The 19,654-nt window shown below is 31.8% G+C and carries 22 protein-coding genes and 1 pseudogene; 17 read left to right on the forward strand and 6 right to left on the reverse strand.

The window, feature by feature from the left end:
• Nucleotides 1-54: 54 nt before the first annotated feature.
• The 3 genes from P8V03_RS11465 (at nucleotide 55) to P8V03_RS11475 (ending at nucleotide 1,806) form a co-directional block, all read left to right on the forward strand.
• Entirely contained in the window at nucleotides 55-555 is a 501-nt protein-coding gene (locus tag P8V03_RS11465) for a nitroreductase family protein (protein WP_261671738.1), read from the forward strand.
• A 12-nt stretch (nucleotides 556-567) separates the two neighbouring features.
• Entirely contained in the window at nucleotides 568-984 is a 417-nt protein-coding gene (locus tag P8V03_RS11470) for a glycosyl-4,4'-diaponeurosporenoate acyltransferase CrtO family protein (RefSeq protein WP_318798217.1), read from the forward strand.
• Nucleotides 985-1,089: 105 nt separating this feature from the next.
• Nucleotides 1,090-1,806, forward strand: a complete 717-nt coding sequence (locus P8V03_RS11475; RefSeq protein ID WP_318798218.1) for a histidine phosphatase family protein — start codon at nucleotides 1,090-1,092, stop codon at nucleotides 1,804-1,806.
• 146 nt (nucleotides 1,807-1,952) lie between these two features.
• On the opposite strand, the gene P8V03_RS11480 is transcribed toward P8V03_RS11475, so the two are convergent.
• Nucleotides 1,953-2,765 (reverse strand): alpha/beta fold hydrolase, encoded by an 813-nt coding sequence (locus tag P8V03_RS11480; RefSeq protein ID WP_318798219.1) that lies wholly within the window; start codon nucleotides 2,763-2,765, stop codon nucleotides 1,953-1,955.
• Nucleotides 2,766-3,094: 329 nt separating this feature from the next.
• Here P8V03_RS11480 and P8V03_RS11485 point away from each other — a divergent pair, with 329 nt between their 5' ends.
• Together P8V03_RS11485 and P8V03_RS11490 are read left to right on the forward strand one after the other, a co-directional pair.
• The gene (locus tag P8V03_RS11485) at nucleotides 3,095-4,657 is read left to right on the forward strand and encodes a dynamin family protein (protein WP_318798220.1); all 1,563 of its coding nucleotides are present in this window, start codon (nucleotides 3,095-3,097) and stop codon (nucleotides 4,655-4,657) included.
• A 40-nt stretch (nucleotides 4,658-4,697) separates the two neighbouring features.
• Nucleotides 4,698-6,092, forward strand: coding sequence for a hypothetical protein (locus P8V03_RS11490; protein ID WP_318798221.1), 1,395 nt, complete (start codon nucleotides 4,698-4,700; stop codon nucleotides 6,090-6,092).
• 138 nt (nucleotides 6,093-6,230) lie between these two features.
• Here P8V03_RS11490 and P8V03_RS11495 read toward each other — a convergent pair whose 3' ends face one another.
• Entirely contained in the window at nucleotides 6,231-6,971 is a 741-nt protein-coding gene (locus tag P8V03_RS11495) for a TIGR03915 family putative DNA repair protein (RefSeq protein WP_318798222.1), read from the reverse strand.
• 12 nt (nucleotides 6,972-6,983) lie between these two features.
• Nucleotides 6,984-8,327, reverse strand: coding sequence for a putative DNA modification/repair radical SAM protein (locus tag P8V03_RS11500; protein WP_318798223.1), 1,344 nt, complete (start codon nucleotides 8,325-8,327; stop codon nucleotides 6,984-6,986).
• A 233-nt stretch (nucleotides 8,328-8,560) separates the two neighbouring features.
• On the opposite strand from P8V03_RS11500, the gene P8V03_RS11505 reads away from it, so the two are divergent.
• Together P8V03_RS11505 and P8V03_RS11510 are read left to right on the forward strand one after the other, a co-directional pair.
• Nucleotides 8,561-8,818, forward strand: coding sequence for a TfoX/Sxy family protein (locus tag P8V03_RS11505; protein ID WP_261671730.1), 258 nt, complete (start codon nucleotides 8,561-8,563; stop codon nucleotides 8,816-8,818).
• A 144-nt stretch (nucleotides 8,819-8,962) separates the two neighbouring features.
• A complete protein-coding gene (locus P8V03_RS11510) occupies nucleotides 8,963-9,619 on the forward strand; it encodes a (Fe-S)-binding protein (protein WP_261671729.1) in 657 nt (218 codons plus the stop codon).
• Nucleotides 9,620-9,887: 268 nt separating this feature from the next.
• Here the strand turns inward: P8V03_RS11510 and P8V03_RS11515 are convergent, their stop codons facing one another.
• Nucleotides 9,888-10,778 carry a LysR family transcriptional regulator gene (locus P8V03_RS11515; protein WP_318798224.1) on the reverse strand — a complete coding sequence of 297 codons (891 nt, stop codon included), beginning with the start codon at nucleotides 10,776-10,778 and terminating at the stop codon, nucleotides 9,888-9,890.
• Between the two features lie 125 nt (nucleotides 10,779-10,903).
• On the opposite strand from P8V03_RS11515, the gene P8V03_RS11520 reads away from it, so the two are divergent.
• The 4 genes from P8V03_RS11520 (at nucleotide 10,904) to P8V03_RS11535 (ending at nucleotide 15,186) form a co-directional block, all read left to right on the forward strand.
• A complete protein-coding gene (locus P8V03_RS11520) occupies nucleotides 10,904-11,932 on the forward strand; it encodes an epoxyqueuosine reductase (protein WP_318798225.1) in 1,029 nt (342 codons plus the stop codon).
• 271 nt (nucleotides 11,933-12,203) lie between these two features.
• Nucleotides 12,204-13,496 (forward strand): hydroxylamine reductase, encoded by a 1,293-nt coding sequence (gene hcp / locus P8V03_RS11525; protein ID WP_261671864.1) that lies wholly within the window; start codon nucleotides 12,204-12,206, stop codon nucleotides 13,494-13,496.
• Nucleotides 13,497-13,746: 250 nt separating this feature from the next.
• Nucleotides 13,747-14,523, forward strand: coding sequence for a class I SAM-dependent methyltransferase (locus P8V03_RS11530; RefSeq protein ID WP_261671726.1), 777 nt, complete (start codon nucleotides 13,747-13,749; stop codon nucleotides 14,521-14,523).
• Nucleotides 14,524-14,754: 231 nt separating this feature from the next.
• Nucleotides 14,755-15,186, forward strand: a complete 432-nt coding sequence (locus P8V03_RS11535; protein ID WP_318798247.1) for a MarR family winged helix-turn-helix transcriptional regulator — start codon at nucleotides 14,755-14,757, stop codon at nucleotides 15,184-15,186.
• A gap of 159 nt (nucleotides 15,187-15,345) precedes the next feature.
• Here P8V03_RS11535 and P8V03_RS11540 read toward each other — a convergent pair.
• Together P8V03_RS11540 and P8V03_RS19265 are read right to left on the reverse strand one after the other, a co-directional pair.
• A pseudogene (locus tag P8V03_RS11540) lies at nucleotides 15,346-15,663 on the reverse strand (peroxiredoxin family protein); the annotation flags it as partial.
• Between the two features lie 12 nt (nucleotides 15,664-15,675).
• Nucleotides 15,676-15,807, reverse strand: a complete 132-nt coding sequence (locus P8V03_RS19265) for a hypothetical protein (RefSeq protein ID WP_487286212.1) — start codon at nucleotides 15,805-15,807, stop codon at nucleotides 15,676-15,678.
• 366 nt (nucleotides 15,808-16,173) lie between these two features.
• Here P8V03_RS19265 and P8V03_RS11545 point away from each other — a divergent pair, with 366 nt between their 5' ends.
• The 6 genes from P8V03_RS11545 (at nucleotide 16,174) to P8V03_RS11570 (ending at nucleotide 19,651) form a co-directional block, all read left to right on the forward strand.
• Nucleotides 16,174-16,410 (forward strand): hypothetical protein, encoded by a 237-nt coding sequence (locus tag P8V03_RS11545; protein WP_318798227.1) that lies wholly within the window; start codon nucleotides 16,174-16,176, stop codon nucleotides 16,408-16,410.
• A 186-nt stretch (nucleotides 16,411-16,596) separates the two neighbouring features.
• A complete protein-coding gene (rpsF, locus tag P8V03_RS11550; protein ID WP_261671724.1) occupies nucleotides 16,597-16,884 on the forward strand; it encodes a 30S ribosomal protein S6 in 288 nt (95 codons plus the stop codon).
• Nucleotides 16,885-16,896: 12 nt separating this feature from the next.
• A complete protein-coding gene (locus tag P8V03_RS11555) occupies nucleotides 16,897-17,343 on the forward strand; it encodes a single-stranded DNA-binding protein (protein WP_261671723.1) in 447 nt (148 codons plus the stop codon).
• A 19-nt stretch (nucleotides 17,344-17,362) separates the two neighbouring features.
• The gene (gene rpsR, locus P8V03_RS11560) at nucleotides 17,363-17,614 is read left to right on the forward strand and encodes a 30S ribosomal protein S18 (protein WP_261671722.1); all 252 of its coding nucleotides are present in this window, start codon (nucleotides 17,363-17,365) and stop codon (nucleotides 17,612-17,614) included.
• A gap of 164 nt (nucleotides 17,615-17,778) precedes the next feature.
• Entirely contained in the window at nucleotides 17,779-18,432 is a 654-nt protein-coding gene (locus P8V03_RS11565; RefSeq protein ID WP_318798228.1) for a pentapeptide repeat-containing protein, read from the forward strand.
• A gap of 25 nt (nucleotides 18,433-18,457) precedes the next feature.
• Nucleotides 18,458-19,651: a phosphoenolpyruvate hydrolase family protein gene (locus tag P8V03_RS11570; RefSeq protein ID WP_318798229.1), complete on the forward strand. Its 1,194-nt coding sequence runs from the start codon at nucleotides 18,458-18,460 to the stop codon at nucleotides 19,649-19,651.
• Nucleotides 19,652-19,654 lie beyond the last annotated feature (3 nt).

Consider the following 19,654-nt stretch of genomic DNA (forward strand, 5'->3'; position numbering starts at 1 on the left):
TGAGTTTATTTTTGTGGTTGTTAAAAATGAAGATTTGTCAGGAGGAGTTAAGATATGGATACAATACTTAATAGAAAAAGTATAAGAAAGTACAAGGATATTAAAATAAGTGATGAGATTGTAGAGGAATTGCTAAGAGCAGGAATGGCAGCACCTTCTGCAGGAAATGAGCAACCTTGGGAATTTATAGTTTTGAGAAATAAAGAGCTTATGAAGAAGATAACTGAGGTACATCCATATTCAAAAATGCTATTAAATACAGATGTTGCAATTGTGGTATGTGGTGACGAAGCAAAAGAGGTATTTAAAGGCTATTGGGTACAGGATTGTTCAGCTGCTACAGAAAATATATTATTAGCTGCTGAAGCTAAGGGGTTAGGAGCAGTATGGCTAGGAGTTTACCCATTAGCTGATAGAGTAGAGGCAATAAAAGAACTTCTCAACTTGCCAGCTGGCGTAATTCCTTTATCAATAGTTCCTGTTGGATATCCTGATGAGCAGAGAAAAGCATCAGATAGATTCGACAAAACCAGAATACATTATGATAGATGGTAAGGATTTTTAGTATTGAATATATTAGATAAAATATTTGATGAAAAATACTATAAAATTAAACACTTTGAACAGGATGGAAAAATATATGAATATTTAGGTATAAAGAGATTTAGAAAAGCCTTGCTGCATATAGCCAAGGATAGAAAAGATGAAGTGCCCTTTAAAAACTATTTCTTAACAGAGTACTCCGTAAATGCGATAAAAAAATATGAGCAGATGTCCAGAAAAAGCGAAAAATCTCATGTAATTATTGCAACAGTTATGTTACTTTATATGGTTAGAATAGGTGTTTTTATAAAAGATATTTTTGATGTTATGTTTCTATTATTTTTTACACTAGTAAATATAATAACGAATATTTACCCCATATTCTTGCAAAGATATAATCGTATTAGAATACAAAAAATTTTAAATAAAATTGAGGTTTAGGTTATTAGTAAATTAAGGTGGTGGCGCATAGCAGATATAAAAAGGGAAAATATATTTCCATAGGCTAGGAATAATATTAAATTTTCATACTTACAGGGGGAAAAAATGAGTAGTAATAAGGGCAGAGTTATTTTATATGTAATGAGGCATGGACAGACTATTTTAAATAAAGCTGAAAGAACTCAAGGATGGTGTGATGGAGTTCTCACTGCAGAAGGAATTGAAGTAGCTATAAATGTTGGACTTGGACTTAGTGATATCAAATTTAAATCAGCCTATAGCAGTGATTTAGGTAGGGCAGTAAAAACTGCAAGAATTGTTATAAAGGAAAATATTGCAAGTGCCAATTTAGAATTAAAAGAGCTTGAAGGTTTAAGAGAAGTGTACTTTGGAAAATACGAAGGAGAGCTTGAAAAAGTAAAGTTTAATGATATACTTAACTTTCTTAATGTAAGTTCCTATGAAGAAGCAAAGGAAAAATATGATTTTCAAAGAGAATATGTTAACTCATGTGCTGCTTTAGATGAGACAAAAGAAGCAGAAAATTATGATACAGCAATAAAAAGAGTTATGAAAAGCTTAGAGGATATATGCTTAGAAAATTCTAATGATAATGGTGGAAATGTACTTATAGTAGGCCATGGAGGAATAATTAGGTTAATTATTGATTATATAGATAAGAATTTTAATTTAAGAAACTTAGATAACTCAAGTATATCCAAGATAATATATGAAGACGGAAATTTTAAAGTTGAATCTGTAAATGATAATAGCTTTTGTGAAAAAGGTAAAGCTATGAAAATAGCAATTAAGCAACAGTAAGCTAGAAAAGGACTAATTGAAAACAAAATTTCAATTAGTCCTTTTGAGTATTTACATCAAGCTGTTAGACCTCTGTAATTATTCTAAAAAGTCAGTTGGTACTGGGTACTTTAGTAAGATGTTTTCTTGAAAAAAGGGAAAAAACTCTATTCCTCTATAAACTTTATCAATTCTTTATTAAATTTATCCTTTTCATCATAGAATAATCCATGACCACTAAATTTAAATGGTATAAGTCGAGAATTCTTAATTCCTTGTTTTTGTGCTTTAGCTAATGGGAAAAGACAAACTTTGTCATGAATTCCATGAAGAATTAAGGTTGGAACATTTATTTTTCCAAGGTCATAAAATAATACCTCCTTTAGCCAAGTTTTTGCAATTTCTGCTGTAGCCCAACCTGCTGCTTTTAGTCCCAGTTGGAAAAACCAATCTGAGAATGGCTCAGTTATGTTCTGGAAGAAGAACATTTCCCCAAAGTTTCTGAGCATCTTTGGACGGTTATTGTATGTTCCTTGAATGATGTCATTTATAGCTTCTCTTCTTTGGCCGTAGGGAAAATATGGAAGTTGAATAAGGCTTGGTGCAGCAGCGGCAAAAAGAGCTAGTTTAGATACACCATATCCATTATGTCTAGCCATATACCTAATGGCAATTGCTCCTCCTGTAGAATGTCCAGCTAAGGTAATGTTTTTTAATTTAAGTGTTTCGATTACACATCTTACATCATCTGATAACCTATTGTAGTCATAACCACTCCAAGGCTTATCTGAATTACCGAATCCTCTAGTATCTATTCCAATGCACCTATATCCCATTGATGGAAGCTGGTCAAACTGATATTCAAATAAATTATGATCTCCTGGCCAACCATGTAAGAACAAGATTGTTTTTCTGCCTTCTGGGTTGAGATCTTCTACGTAGATTTTTACATTGGGCTCTACTTTAACATAGTATCCCACACAAATACCTCCAATAATAAAGCTAACTCATTAATTAAGGTATTCTCCTGTACATAAATATGTGCACTGCCTATCTGACTTTAATGGAGAGTTTTAGTTTAAATAATATTCTATGATTTTAGATTTTATTAAAAAATAAACTTTTAATTTGTTAAATAGACAAATTATATCCATTTATGATTTGATATTAGGAGGAATCCTGTATAAAATGTAGAATTTTTTAACTAGGATCATTTATATTTTAAAAATTAATAAGTGGGAGTTAACGTATTCACGTCAAATTATAAAGGAAAGCTTAAAAAATGAAGTAGAAAAAGTGGTGAACTTAAATGAATGCTTATCTTGAAAATTATGAAAAGGCCTTTAATCTCGTTACTACTTTAATAGAAAGCAGTGAAAGGGACAAAGGCTCAAAAGAAAAACTTATGGTTGATAAAATTGAAAAGTTTATTCAAATGAATCTGATAGAGTTTATGAAGGAGGATTCACCTTCTCATAGTGCTGCACTATTTTATGATTTTATCTATGAATTTAATAGATTCAGGGAATTTGTTGCTTTTACAGCACTAGCGAAGAAAAATATAGTAGGACTTGGAGGGGCTTTTGGTTCCGGCAAATCTAGTTTTCTCAATTCTATTTTTGGTAAAGAAATATTACCTGCAAAGCTTACTCCAACTATCTCAGTTCCTTCTTATGTAATTCATGGAGAGAGCTTAGATATATGTGCCATAAACATATTTAATCAAAAGGTACATATGAACGAAGAGGCTTTAAAAGCTGTATCCCATGACTTTACTGAAAGATATGGAGTGGGCTTAGGACATATAATAAAAAGTATATTTATACAAATACCACAGCATGAGTTTCACAATATAGCCTTCTTAGACACTCCAGGTTACAGTAAAGCTCATTCAGAATATTATAGTGTAAATACAGATGAAAAATTAGCCAGAGCCCAATTAAATACTAGCAATTTTATAATTTGGTTTGCAGATGCAGAAGGGGGCACCATAAAGGAAGAGGATATAAGCTTTCTTCAATCTCTGAGAAAGGATATACCTATATTAGTAATTGTAAGCAGAGCAGATAAGAAGATCAAGGAAGACATAGAGAGTATAGTTAAAGAGACTAAAAATAGATTAAAGGAGAAAGCTTTATTTGTAGTGGATGTCGTTCCTTATTCCGCAAGAAAGCCAGCAATCTATCCTGCTGACAACATAATTAAATACTTGAGGATTTGGAATGACAGCAAAATTCAACTTTTGTTCGCTAAAAACTTTAAGATGGTTTTTTCCCAGTTTGAGAAATACTTTGAGGACAGTCTTGAAGAGGAAAAAGAAAAACTTAATAAATTAAATTCTTCCATAGCATTATTGGATAGGGACCAACAGGAAGTGGAAGAATATTTAAGTTGTATGAGAAAGGATGTTAAATCCAGAATTAAAGATTTTAAGGAAAGAAAAGAAAAACTCCAAACTATAAGAACTGATTTCTTTACAATTTTGAAAGCCACAGGAGATCAGGTAGGAATACCTCTGCCAGAGCCAAGGGATATAGATTTAATTGTGGAGAATTTTAAAGATCCTATTATAGTTTTACAGGAATATAAAAATAAAAATGGACTTAAAACCTTAGAATATAGCGGCAGAATAAAGTTTAAATTTGACACCCTAAATGAAAAAAAGGCTGAGAGAAGAATAAATAATTTGAGCAGCATAAGTGAAAACTATGGCAGCATAATTTTTGAAAATTTAAGGGGAGTTAAAATAAAAGATAAAGTTGTTAACTTTGAGGATGTAATTTCTGAAAAACTAAAAAAGGTAAAGGTAAAAGACCGCAGCATTAGCTACGGGGATGTAATAATAAATAAATTTAATGCTTTAGATAAATAAGCCGCTAAATACAATACACATTTTACGGAGGAAATTAAAAGTGGAACTAAAAACAGAAAAAATAATAAACATGATAAAAGAATGTGAAGATAAAGTAAAGAAAATAGAAGGACATGCTCTTTTAAATAGAGGCAATTATACAAAAGATTTATACATGACTTTGCTTAGCTGCATAGCTTTTTCAAATGGAGATATAGATAAAAGGAAGTATAATTTTTTAAAGGCCTTATGTAAAGGTGCAGAAACAAAAGAAGAACCTACTTCTTTTTTAAGCAAGGCAGGGGATCTTAAAATGGAAACTCTAAAGGAATTTTTAAAAAACATAGTATCAGAAAAGCTTCAATACAGCTTTATACTAGATGCACTAATACTTTCTGCTATAGATGGAGGAATAAGTGATAATGAAAGCAGCTTTGTAGGAGAAATAGCTGAAGTATTACAGCTTTCAAGGGATGAAATCGAGTTTTTATGTGATCTTTGTATATGTATTCTAGAAGAGGATGCTAAAAAGTTTAATAAAATAATTGAAAATGTACCTAGAAATATAGATATAAATCAATTTAGTCCATATTTTATGGAGTTTATACATGGATTGCCAATTAAGGATAGCTATATTTCAGGAGATGTTAACTGGAGAGGAAAGTTTATCATTAATAAACCTATTATTAATGAAGGTAATTTAAATATTGAAAATGCCAGAATTACCTTTCTTGAGAATGGAAAAATCACTTCTAAAAATGGCAGTAAAATAAGCATAAGTAATTCTGAATTCATAAACAGTGAATTCATACTTGAAACAGGAAGCACTATAACTGCAAAGAAGAGCGAATTTAGTGATAATGAAAATAAAAGAGTCTTTGTATTACAGAGTAATAAAGAAGAAAATTCTATTGAAAACTGTATTTTTCAAAATTGCAATTTTGATGACCATGGGGGGGCAATTTATTTAAATAACTCTCATTTAAATATGAAAAAGAACATCTTTAGTAATTGTAGGTCTGAGGGAGTTGGAGGAGCAATTTACGTTTCTGGAGAAAATAGCGGATCAGTAGCGATTACTTGGAGTGGACTTCAATTTAATAATTGCGAAGCTAATTATGGTGGAGCTATATATGAGTCTGGCAATATTATCTACTATGTTAACAGCTGTATTTTTAACAGTTGTAAAGCAAACATTGGAAGTGCGGTATATTGTTGTTGTGATTTCTATGTAGAAAACTTAATAGAAGAGTGTGAGTTTAACAACTGTTTATCTAAAACAGATGGAGCTGTATTCATAAAGTACATATATGCAAATAAGAGTGTTGTTCAATGCAGGTTTAATAAATGTGTCTCTGAAAATGGTGGATACAGCTGTATAGCCTATAGCGATCGATCTGATAGTTTTGGAAACGAAAATATATATAATAATTGCAGCAACCCTATTCATAGCTGATAGCATTTTATTATTTTCAAAGGAATTTACCTACAGTTTCTCTTCCTATTTATGAAGAGGATAAACTATTGCAGTTAATTTCCTTTGAGCAGCAAAGCCCTTGCAGAGCTTAAATAGTAAAATAAGTTTCTTCTTTTACTACTTAAGCTCTGTGAGATGAGTCCAATATCTTCTAGGCATAAAAAGGTTACGGAGCCTGTGGTTTTTACGTTCCTTAATGTTAACAGAGTTATAAAAAGTCTTCCAAAGAGCTTCGAACTCATCATCTGCTAAGGAAGATGTGAAGACTTTAGAGTCTTCCTTTTTAAAGTCAGTTATAATAGGGAATTTTTTGTTATACACAATTGCAAGCTCTCTTTTTAAATCATGAATTATAAAGTTTTGATCAGAAAATCTTTCTGTAAAATGATTAAGTATTATAGGTAAAATATTATGATCAGGTTCTATGGAGGCATAAAAACTTAATGGTGCTATTTCTTTAAATCTTACAAATCCAGTGAATCTATGGGCTTCTAAAGTAACTCTTCTAATGTATTTATCAACTAAAATTATAATATCGTTATTCTTAGCTAAGTTAACGTTTATGCCATACTTATAGCAAAGTTTAAGGTATTTCAAAGCCAGAGAATCAGAATCTGGAATGTCACTAAGATATAAGTAATATAGATTTGTTAAAACTTCATCATTAAGTTTTTCTACAATGCTGTTATAAACTCTATTAAATTTATCATATTCAGTTGAAATATCTGAAACTTCATTAAGAAATGAGGCAATATAATCTTTGGATTTTGTTATGATACAATCCTCTTTGCAGCTATAGGCATAAAAAATAGCAGTAAGTAAGCCTTCAAAAGTATTATCATATATATATTCTTTCAAAATAAAAACCCCCTATAGCTCACCGGTAATGGAGCTAGATTTATCATTTAATAAAAGTAACTTATTGTTTAAAGAAGCCTTAGGAAGAAGTGGATTGCTTATATTGTTATCAAAAAAGCTTAACTGCTCGGCACCTTCATCTATTGAATTTAAGTCAAGTTTAGGAGTAAGTGCTTTCTTAATTTTTATATCATCAAAGGAGACTGTTCCATAATACTTACCTTTACAAGTAATGAAATATTGGGCTCTTTTTATAACTATGCCAAGCTTTTTAAGATCAAAGAAGTCCAGTGAGTTAACTCTGCGAGCACTAACTATTTTCTGTGCACCACGTATTCCGATACCAGGGATTCTTATAAGCATTTTGTAAGGAGCTTTATTTATTTCAACAGGAAATAGGTGAATATTATTTAAAGCATAGGTTGTTTTAGGATCAAAGTTAATATCAAAATTAGGATTCTTTTCATTTAGCAATTCTTCTGCTTTAAATCCATAAACTCTTAATAGCCAATCACCTTGATATAGTCTATGCTCTCTAAGAGTAGGAGGATTTTTAAGCTTAGGCAGATTTGTACCGCTATTAACAGGAACATATGCTGAATAGTAAACTCTTTTTAGTTCAAATTTGTCATACAAACTTTCTGTTAGGTTTAGAATATTTAAATCACTTTCCTTCGTTGCTCCAACAATAAGCTGAGTACTTTGACCACCGGGTACAAATATAGGTGAATTTTTATATTTCATACGCTCATATTTATTTATAACAATGCTGTTTTTAATATATCTCATAGGCTTTAAAACATCATCCTTATTCTTTTCAGGTGCTAATAATTTAAGGGATTTTGATGAAGGTAGTTCAATATTTACACTCATTCTATCTACAAGAGAACCAGCTTTTTTTATAAGATCTTCATCAGCACCAGGGATTGCCTTTAGGTGAATATAACCTCCGAAGTTATGTTCATTTCTCAATTTGTGAACAACTGTTGTAAGCATCTCCATAGTAAAATTAGCACTCTTAATAATTGAGGAGCTTAAGAATAAGCCTTCTATATAATTACGTCGATAAAAATTCATAGTAATATTTACAACTTCCTCAGGAGTAAAAGAAGCCCTTTCAATATCATTAGACCTTCTATTAATACAGTATGAACAATCATATATGCAATAATTTGTTAAAAGTATTTTAAGTAGGGAGATACATCTTCCATCTGGAGTAAAGCTGTGACATATGCCACTTGGAGCAACTGAACCAATAGCTCCTTTTTTTGAACTTCGGTTTGAGCCAGAAGATGAACAAGATACATCGTATTTAGCTGCGCCAGCTAAAATTCTTAATTTTTCACTTATTTCCATTTTCATCACCAATCTTTGTATTTTTATAAATTAAGTATAACTGATTTTTGATTAAAGAACAAGTGTTCTATAGTGAAGATTACACCATATAATTAAAAATAAAGTAAAATCTGCTTTATATGATAGATTACTTTATTTATATTGGTTAAAATTGTATAATTAGGATATGTATAAAGATATGCTAGTAACTTAAAGTAAAGTAGGTTTTGAAATTTTAAAAGGAGGAAAAGGTTATGGGAGAATTATGTAAGTTACCTAATATAGGCAGTAAGTTAGAAGCACAGCTTAATGAAACTGGAATAGAAACAGCTGAACAATTAAAGAAAGTTGGCAGCAAACAGGCGTGGTTAGATATTAAAGCTATAGATAGTTCAGCCTGTATTAATAGATTATGTGCTATAGAAGGAGCAATACAAGGAATTAGATGGCATAGTCTTTCAGATGAAGTAAAAAAGGAACTAAAGGAATTTTATAATGCAGTAAAGTATTGATATCTTTGTATAGATGGCTAAAGATAAGAAAATTCCATATATGAAGTTGAAAATCAGGAAGATTTTTTATATATTTCCTGTTACAATTAACCAGTAAGTAAAAGGTGTGTTAATAAAATTCAACTTTACAGGGGGAAATATGTTATGAAAAAAATATATTTTAATCCAGGCTGTGCTTTAAGTATATACAAGCCTGAAATAGAAGATAAAATTTTAAAATTTTTGAATGAGAACTATGGGGAAGTCACATTACATAAAATATGCTGTCGCCATGACCCGCAACTTGAAGCGGATTCACTAATTATTAATGTATGTGCTGGTTGTGATAGGCGTTTTAGGAGTTTATATGAGGGCATATCAACAATTTCTCTATGGGAAGTACTTGATGGGTTGGATTCATTTCAATATCCTGACTATAAAGGTTTGAAGTTGTCAGTACATGATGCCTGCCCTGTGCGTGAGAAGCCACAGGTACATAAAGCTGTACGAAATCTGCTGAAAAAGATGAACATTGATGTTATAGAAACAAAGTTTTCCGGTACCAACTCAATATGCTGCGGAGATGATTTTTATCCTAAGCTTCCTATTGAAAAGATTCATGAAAAAATGAAAGAACGAGCGAATTCCATGCCCTGCAATGAGGTTTGTGTATACTGTGTCTCATGTATCAAATCAATGTATATTGGAGGCAAAACACCTAGACATTTGATTGATCTTTTAATGGGAGAAACAACTGAACCACAAATATACGATACTATCCAGTGGCACGAACAATTACAAGAGTATATTGATAAGCATTAAGGTTAGTTACTATGACTAATGAGAGAAGAGAGAGATGAAGAGCTTATAAAGAGGATAACTGAAGTACATTCCTATCCAGAAATATTATTAAAATTATTTGAGCAGATATTTTTATAAGAATGTCTGCTCTTTTGCTGGAAAAACAAGTAATTCTTAGACCTTCTAAAGTGCAAATTCTTCCAATCTAACCACTGACTATTTAACATAGTCAGTTCAACAATTTCCTAGTCATTCATAAAATTAGTCCTTTTGTGATATCATGAATAAATTATGCAATATTAAAGCTTTTCCTAACCAATTGCATAAACAACGACATTGCAGGACTAACCCACTTGTTCTTATGATATGCGCATATTGCCGTGATTTTGCTATCAGAGCAGCCAACTCTAAGTTCTTTTAACTTACCATTGTTAAGTTCTTCTTCTACTGTAAAACGAGGCAGAAAAGAAATTCCCAAATTACTTGCAACACATTTTTTTATAGCTTCAATGCTCCAAAGTTCAATTGTGCTATGTAACAATATATTGTTATCACAAAAATAATTTTCAAGTATCCTTCGATAAATAGATTCATTTTCATTAATGATAAGGCTTGTATTTATCTTTTGATTTGGTTTAGAAAGATCCAATTTATCTTGCTCTAATAATGGTGAGCATACTAAAGCTAAAGGAAAATCAGCTAGAGGAATAGTAGTCAAACTATCCTTTGTGCTTCCAACATCATACATTAGTCCAATGTCTATCTCACCCTTTGATAGGATATTTTTTATGGAAAAGCAATTTAGGGAAATAATAGAAAGCTTTACATTAGGAGCTTTTTCTTTGAATAAGCTCAATACATTTTGTAATTTATAAGACATCAAGGATTCTGCAACTGCAATTTTCAATTCTCCTGTTATCTTATCGCCATGTTTACCAATATTCTCAATTTTTTTTACTGTATCCAGTAATTCATTTGCATAGGGCACCAACTCTTTTCCTAAGGAAGTTAAAACCATGTTACGACCAATTTTTTCAAACAGCTTGATTGAGAGCTCCTGCTCTAATTGCTGAATTTGAGATGTAACAGTAGACTGTGTGTATCCTAGTTTTGCTGCAGCATTTGAAAAATTACCTTCCTCTATGATACTTTTAAATGTTTTAAAATGCCTAATATCCATTTGTTTCACTCCTATCTTCATGTTATATAATATATTTGTAAAATCGAATTGTCAATTCATAACTATTAATTTTACAAATATATCATTCCTTGATAGTATAAGCCTAAGGAAGGGGTGCATAAGAAATGAATTTATTAGTAGAAAAAATAAAAAATGCAGCACTGAATATGGGCTATGAAAAGTGCGGCATTATTAAAATATCTGATATGTCCGGTTATGAGGAGAAACTTAATGAAAGAATCCAGCGTATTCCAGAGGTTAAACCATATTATGAAGGATTTTATCGCTTTGCCCGCTTGCAAGATACATATCCTTGGGCAAAGTCAATCGTTATCTGTGTAAGACAATACGGAAAATATCATATTCCTGATCACTTGAAAGGTTTGATTGGAAAATATTATTTGGTAGACAGTAGAAGGGATGAGAATTCCGAAGATTTTCAAGATAGTTTAAAATTTGAAGCATATTTGCAGGAAATAGGGCTTAAAACTGCTGCTGAAAGGAAATTTGGTATTACTGCTTTCCGTTGGGCGGCACTAAAGGCGGGACTTGGACTAGTTCGGAGAAATAATTTCTTTTATACAGAGTCTGGTTCATGGGTGCATTTAGAGGCATGGCTGATTGATAAAGAGTTAGAATCTGTTGAAAAACCAACATTGAAGGAATGTCCTAAAAACTGTAATCTATGTATTAAATCCTGTCCAACAGCTTCTTTATCAGAACCCTATACTATGAACCGCTTATCCTGTATCTCTTGCCTTACCACATTTGAAGGTTGGGATTTGCCCAATGAAAAATTTAACAGTCAGATGGGCAGCTGGGTCTTTGGATGTGACGCTTGCCAGGATGTCTGTCCTATGAACAAAGGATCCTGGAGGGCAGCAGAAGAATTTCCAGGTTTAACTGAATTAAGTGAACATATATCATTAGAAAAAATTTTAGAAATGGATTATACATTTTTAGAGAAGGTGATGCAGCCTAAGTTTTGGTATATAGGAAAAGATGATGTTTGGAGATGGAAGACTAATGCCATCAATGCAATGGTAAATGACTATAAGGAACAGTATGGAGAATATATCAGGTGTGCTTCTAACGACAGTAATGAAAAGGTAAGAGAAATGGCTCAGTGGGCCATTGGAAAGCTAAATTTATAAACCCAGTTTTGCATTTGATACTGACATATCTAGGTCTCCTCTTTTATAAATATTTTATAAAAAGAATAATTTTTGTAACATACGTTACTGATTTAATTTGGGTAGCATGGTATTATATAGCTAAATTAAATCCATATAGAGGAAATAACAAAGTATTACTGACAATTAGCTGTAATATCAAAGAAAATTAAAATATTTAATTATAAAATTAAAGGGGGAATATCAAATGTGTAATAATGAAAAAGAAATTAAGAAGGTTGAACCAAATCCAATGTTCTGTTACCAATGTGAGCAAACTCCAGTTACAGGCTGTACTAAATTTGGGGTATGTGGAAAAAATCCTGATATAGCAAGCTTACAGGATATAATGATATTAGGTCTTAAGGGTGTAGCTGCTTATGCAACTCACGCAAGAGAACTTGGAGCTTCTGACGAAGAAGTAAATAACATTACTCACGAAGCACTATATACAACACTTACAAATTCAAACTTTAGCTTAGAAGAGAACATAGGAATGGCTTTAAAGGTTGGTAGTGCTGCAGTTAAAATAATGGACGTGCTTGATAAAGCACATACATCAAAACTAGGTGTTCCAACTCCAGTTACAATATCTCAAGATAAAATAGAGGGACACTGCATACTAGTAACAGGACATAATCTTTATGCTTTAGAAGAATTATTAAAGCAAACAGAAGGAAAAGGAATTAATATATATACTCACTCAGAAATGCTTCCAGCTCACGGATATCCAGAGCTTAAGAAATATTCTCACTTAAAGGGTAACGTAGGTAAAGCATGGTACGATCAAAGAAAGTTATTTGAAGAGTTCCCGGGAGCAATACTTGGAACAACAAACTGCTTAATGCCAATAACTACAGGAACTTATGGAGACAGATTCTGGACTTATGGAACTGCAGGACTTCAAGGTGTTCCGAAGATAGTTAACGATGACTTTAGCCCAGTAATTGAAAAAGCATTATCATTAAATGTTGTTAATCAAGATTCAGATAAGACAGTTACAACAGGTTTCCACCACAACACTGTATTAAGTATAGCACCAGAAATAATAGAAGCAGTTAAAGCTGGAAAGATAAAGAGATTCTTTGTTATAGCTGGTTGTGATGCTCCAACTAAAGGAAGAGAATATTATAGAGATTTAGCTTTAGCACTTCCAAAGGAAGCAGTACTTTTAACAACATCTTGTGGAAAGTTCAGATTTAATGATGTTGATTATGGAACAGTACCTGGCACAGACATTCCAAGATATATCGACCTTGGACAATGTAACAACTCAGGTTCTGCAGTTAAAATTGCATTAGCTTTAGCAGAAGCTTTTGGATGTACAGTAAATGATTTACCATTAAGCATAATTTTATCTTGGTTTGAGCAAAAAGCTGTTGCTATCCTTCTTGGACTATTCAGCCTTGGAGTTAAGAATATTCATGTAGGACCAAGTGCACCTAAGTTTATAACTCCTGGAGTATTAAAGGTATTACAAGATAACTTTAACCTTCAGTTAATAAGCGGAGACGTTAATGCTGACCTTGCTAAGTTTATGGGTTAATGCTTTGCCCTATTTATAAACTGCAATGATTATAAACTAAAGAATAAATCACAAGTAGTGAAGAGCCAAGAATAATTTTTTATTCTCGGTTCTTCATTTTTTATTTCAGTATTTATGAAGATAATTATTCATATTTTAACCGCAGTATATGATATAATATTTGTTAGAATGTAAAAGGCTCATGGCCAGGAGAAGATGACTTTTTATATTCAAAAGTTTTTAATATTTAACAGATGAGGAAGATAAAGAGATGACAATAGAATTAGAGAAATACTACAATAAATTTTGTGAGGACAAGAGATTAACGAGAAAATATGGACAAGTTGAATATATCACTTCTATGAAGTATATTCATGAGTATCTAGGAGATAATGATAATGCAAAAATTTTAGATGTTGGAGCAGGGACAGGCAGATACTCTGTACAATTAGCAAATGAAGGATATGATGTTACTGCCATTGAACTTGTGAAGCACAATCTAGGTATTTTAAAGTCAAAGGGAAGTACAGTAAAAGCATTTCAGGGAACAGCATTAGATTTATCAAGATTTTCAGAAAATACTTTTGACATGACCTTGGTCTTTGGACCAATGTATCATTTGTATAAGTTTGAGGATAAAGTTAAAGTGCTACAAGAGGCAAAAAGAGTAACGAAGGTTGGAGGCGCTATCCTAGTAGCATATTGCATGAATGAATATAGTGTATTAACATATGGTTTTAAGGAAAATAATATTCGTGCATGTATTGATAATGGTAAACTTACTGAGGATTTTCATGTTATATCGGAACCAAAAGATTTATATGATTATGTAAGAATTGAAGATATCAATAAATTAAATGAAGAAGCAAGACTGCACAGGATAAAATTAATTGCAGCAGATGGACCAGCTAATTATATGCGCCCTATTTTGAATTCAATGGATGAAGATACATTTCAGCTTTTCCTTAATTATCATTTTTCCACCTGTGAAAGACCAGATTTGTTGGGAGCAAGCGGGCATACATTAGATATTTTGAGGAAGGAATAAGGAAAATAGAAGAAGGTAATCAAAAGGTATATTTTGAAAATGGTAGTATAGCATGAGTCGATAAGATGGCTTAAGATTAGGCAAGGATATCATTAGGGCAGCACACAGGCTAATTAATATTGATATGTAAATTTTTCTTGACAATTTAAATGAGATTAAGTAAAATAAAACAAAATAAATTGCACACAATTCAATTTTGTTAGATTTAAAATTGAAAGGAGGTAATGGATCATAGAAAGATACGAAAAATTAAAACTAGAAAATCAACTATGCTTTTCATTATATGCTGCTTCAAGAGAGTTAATAAAGTTATATAAGCCTCTTCTTGATAAGTATAACCTTACCTATACACAGTATATTGTAATGCTTGTGTTATGGGAGGGAAAAAAAATGAATGTTAAACATATAGGCGAGAGACTGCATCTGGATTCTGGAACATTAACTCCTCTTTTGAAAAAACTACAGGGTTTAGATTTGATAAAGAAATATAGAGATAGTCAAGATGATAGAGTGGTTATAATAGAATTAACTGAAAAAGGATTAGCTTTAAAGAAAGAAATAGTGGAGGTACCAGAGCAATTGTACTGTAACTTTTCTGAAGATGCTGAAAAACTTTTAATATTGAAGAAATCTTTGGACGATTTTTTAGCTATATTAAGTTAACTGATTAATATGCATTAATACAAGTCTTATTAGAATAAATATGAAATTGAAAGACGAGTTTGGTCAAAAGTGAAAAAAGAGAAGGACGTACGTGAGGTAGCAAAAGCTTATCTGCTTAGCACTCCGTATAAGTCCTTCTTAATATTATATTATTAAGGTCTACAGTGTATCTAATATCTTAAGTATTTCGGAGTTTTCAGGAATATCCTTCATGGAGTTTCCAAAGTGTACATATCTCAGAGTTCCCATTTTATCTACTAGCATCTGTGCAGGCATTCGGCCTAGTTTAAATATATTTATTTTCTGATCATATAGTTTTAGCACCGACTGTTTTCCATCAGGAATACCATAGAATTTAAGATTATTTTCTTCCCAGTAGCTTTTAAAGCTATTTGCATTTTCAGGTCCCATTGCAACTATTATCGTATCTTTTTCAAGGAATTTATCGTAATCTTGATGCAACTGCATCATATGCTTTTTGCAAAAGGGTCAAACAAATCCTCTATTCAGTACAATAAGTACATTCTTCTTTTCTCTGAAATTAGAAAGTTTAAATTTATTTCCCTTGAAGTCTTCAATTTCAAAGTCTGGTGCTTCTTTATTTACTTCTATACTAGCCATTTTTACCATCTCCTTGTTTTACTGTGATTTTTTACTATATGACCTCTATAGAGCCAGGTTTTTTATGTTCATATCTAGTAACGCAGATTAGTTTGACGCAATTATATTTTATGCAATCTTTTATGCTACTGTCAATTGAAATAATATTTTTTTTCATATATTCATCAAATGATATATTTATAGTTATTATTTTAGACAATAATTAGTGGAAATATAAATAAAAATTTCATTGACAGTCTAAATAAAATTAAGTAATATAAAAGAAGTTAAATTGAATACAATTAAATTTTATAAAATCAAAGGGAGAGATTAATATGATATATGATTACAAAGTAAAGGATATAAATGGAAAAGAAGTTTCTATGAATGAATACAAAGGTAAAGTTCTTAAAGACAGAAGCACCAAAGGCAGAGGAAGATGCTGCGTCAGAAGGATTATATAAACAATTACAAGAATACGGCTTTAGCACAACTGGAGATGACATTAAGTGGAATTTTACCAAATTTGTTGTGGATAAAAATGGAGAGGTTGTTGCCAGGTATGCACCAACATGTGAACCAGAAAAACTAGATGAAACTATCAAAGCTTTACTTGAAAAGTAATGATTTTATACAGGTTAGAATTAAAATATGAAAATTCCAAGAAACAAAAAAGTGTAGAAAAATAGCAAAAAAATATATTTTAAACAAAAAAGTGTTGCTTTATGATCAAATTAATGATAAAATTCAAAATTGAAGTCCCTGCTGTGTAAAACACAGCCGATAGTCCAAGGGGAGGAGGTGAACTTAATGAGAAAGTATGAAACTATATTTATATTACATCCATCATTAGACGAAGAAGCTTTTAAAGCTAACGTTGAAAAGTTTAAGGGAGTAATAGAAAATGGTGGAGGAGTAATAGAAAACGTTGATGTTTGGGGTAAGAGAAAGCTTGCTTACGAAATAAACAAAATCAGCGAAGGATATTACACTCTAGTAAATTTCAGTGCTAATCCTGAATTACCAAAAGAGTTAGACAGAGTATTCAGAATATCAGATGCTGTTGTAAGACACATAATAGTTAAGAATGAGCAATAGGCGGTGTTTTAATTGAATAAGGTTGTTTTAATTGGAAGATTGACCAAGGATCCTGAGTTAAAATTTACTCCGGGAACTGGTTCAGCTGTTGCTACATTTACTGTTGCCGTTGATAGAAGATTTTCTAAAGACGGACAGAAGGAAGCCGATTTTATTCCTATAGTTGTATGGGGAAAACAGGCTGAATCTACAGCAAATTATACAGGTAAGGGAAAACTTATCGGTATTAGCGGTAGAATTCAAACAAGAAGCTATGATGCTAAAGACGGTACTAAGAGATACGTTACTGAGGTTGTTGCAGAAGAAGTTCAATTCCTTGAATGGGGAAGTGGAAATAAAGCTGCAGGATCATCATTTAACGGTAATATGTCTGAAGAATTTGGAAAAACTCAAAGTTTTGGCCAAGAAACATATGGAGAGGATATAACTCCAGTAGATGATGGAGATATCCCATTCTAAAGGGTAAGGAGGGAAAAGCATGGCATATAGAGAAGGCGGAAGAAATTCAGCTAAGATGAGAAGAGCTAGAAGAAAAGTTTGTTCTTTTTGTATGGATAAAGTTGAATTTATAGATTATAAAGATATAAATAAGTTAAGAAAATATGTTACTGAAAAAGGAAAGATTCTTCCAAGAAGAATTTCCGGTACTTGCGCTAAGCATCAAAGATCACTTACTGATGCTATAAAGAGAGCAAGAAACATAGCATTACTACCATTTACAACAGATTAATAAAAAGCTGAAGGATATACGCTATATATTCTTCAGCTTTTTTTATTTCTATGTTAGTATTAATTTGCAACATTTTAAAGTGTGCTTTGGTCATCAAATATGATAATATATAATAAATTAATATAGCCTGTTATTCTAGAAAGAATTTGAAAAGGAGAAATAAAATGACGGAAAATAAGAATACTATAAAGGTATTAAAGCCTAAAATCCAAAAGGACTTACGTGAATTAGATTTAACAGAAGGGGACATATCAGATTACACTTCAATTTCATCAGTATTAGTAAAGGAAGGCTTGATAGAAAATATTGACACAAAGGGAGTATCCTTTAATGAAGTAATATTTAAGAATACAAAGTTTGTAGATGTATCTCTAGAGGAAGCAGAATTGTTAGATGTAAGATTTGAAAACTGTGATCTCTCTAATATTAAACTAAATGAGTCATCAATACATAGAGTAGAGTTTATAAACTGCAAACTTACAGGAAGTGATTTCATAGAAACAACCTTTAATAATGTTGTTTTTGATCAATGCAGCGGACAATATGCATCTTTTAGATTTATAAATTGTAAACAAGTGATATTCAGCAACTGCCAGCTTCCTTATGCTGATTTTTATGAGAGTAAGTTTTCTAAAGTAGAATTTAAAGATACTGATATTTTCCAAAGTCAGTTCTATAATACTAAATTAAAAGGAATGGATTTTAGCAGTTGTAAAATTGATGGCCTTGCTGCAAGAGTAGAAGATGTTTATGGTGCAGTAATATCACCTGCCCAGGCTATTTCGCTTATTAGCTTGCTTGGAGTTGTGCTGAAATAACTATAAGCTCAAGGGGTATTGTATTATGGAAAGGCAAAACATATTAGAAAGCATAAAATCAGAAAGAAAAAAAGGTAACCATATTATTGGTGTGGCAACAGGCACAGGAATGACAGTAAAGTATGCTCAAAGGGGAGGAGCTGATTTTATACTGGTACTCAGTTCCGGCAGGTTTAGAATAATGGGGAGAAGCTCTCTAGCAGGTTATCTGCCCTTTTGTAACAGCAATGATATGGTAATGGATTTTGCTTCAAAGGAAATAATACCATTGGTAAAGGAAGTGCCTATTATCTTTGGCTTTAATGGTACAGACCCTACAATAGATATGGAGGACTATATAGAAAAAATAAAAGCTATGGGTTTTTCCGGTATAAATAACTATCCTACAGTAGGCATAATTGACGGCAAATTTAGAGAAGGTCTTGAAGAAGCTGGCTGCTGTTATTCAAAAGAAGTAGAGGCAATAAAGATAGCTCATGAAAAAAATATGTTTACAATTGCTTTTGTATTTAATGAGGTTCAGGCAGAAGAGATGATTGAAGCCGGTGCTGATGTTATCTGTGTCCACTTAGGATTAACTGAGGGAGGTCTCTTAGGTGCAAAAAAGGTATTTTCACTAGAAGCAGCAAAGGTTAAGGCAGCAAATATATTTAATAAATGCAATGAGCTTAGACCTGATGTAGTTAAGCTTATTTATGGTGGTCCTGTTAAAACACCAATTGATGTTCAGTATATGTATAGCAACAATGAAAACCTTATGGGATACATAGGAGGTTCTGCCTTTGAAAGAATTCCCTCGGAAAAGACTATCACAAATGTAACAAAAGCCTTTAAAGTATCAGGGCACCTTGATGAAGATGACTTAATGGTTAAAATGCTGGACGGAGTTAAAAAACACTATGATTACGTTGAGTTTGTGAAGGAGTATGTTGCTCAGAATTATATGCAGGATATATCCTTTATGGATCTGGCAAAGGTTGCTCATGTGTCTAGAAGTTATTTAAGTACTCTTTTTAAAAAGGAAGTGGGCTGCAGTTTTCCAGAGTATTTGGTTAAATTTCGAATAGAAAAGGCAGTGGAAATATTACATAGAGAAAAAATTCAGTTATCAGAGGCAGCGGCTTTAGTAGGGTATAAGGACTATGCACAATTCAGTAAGATATTTAAAAAATATATGGGCTTTTCTCCAAAGGAAGTTAGGTTGAAAAACAAAATATAACAT

This window comes from Clostridium tanneri, assembly GCF_033659955.1.
GTDB lineage: Bacteria > Bacillota > Clostridia > Clostridiales > Clostridiaceae > Clostridium_AM > Clostridium_AM tanneri.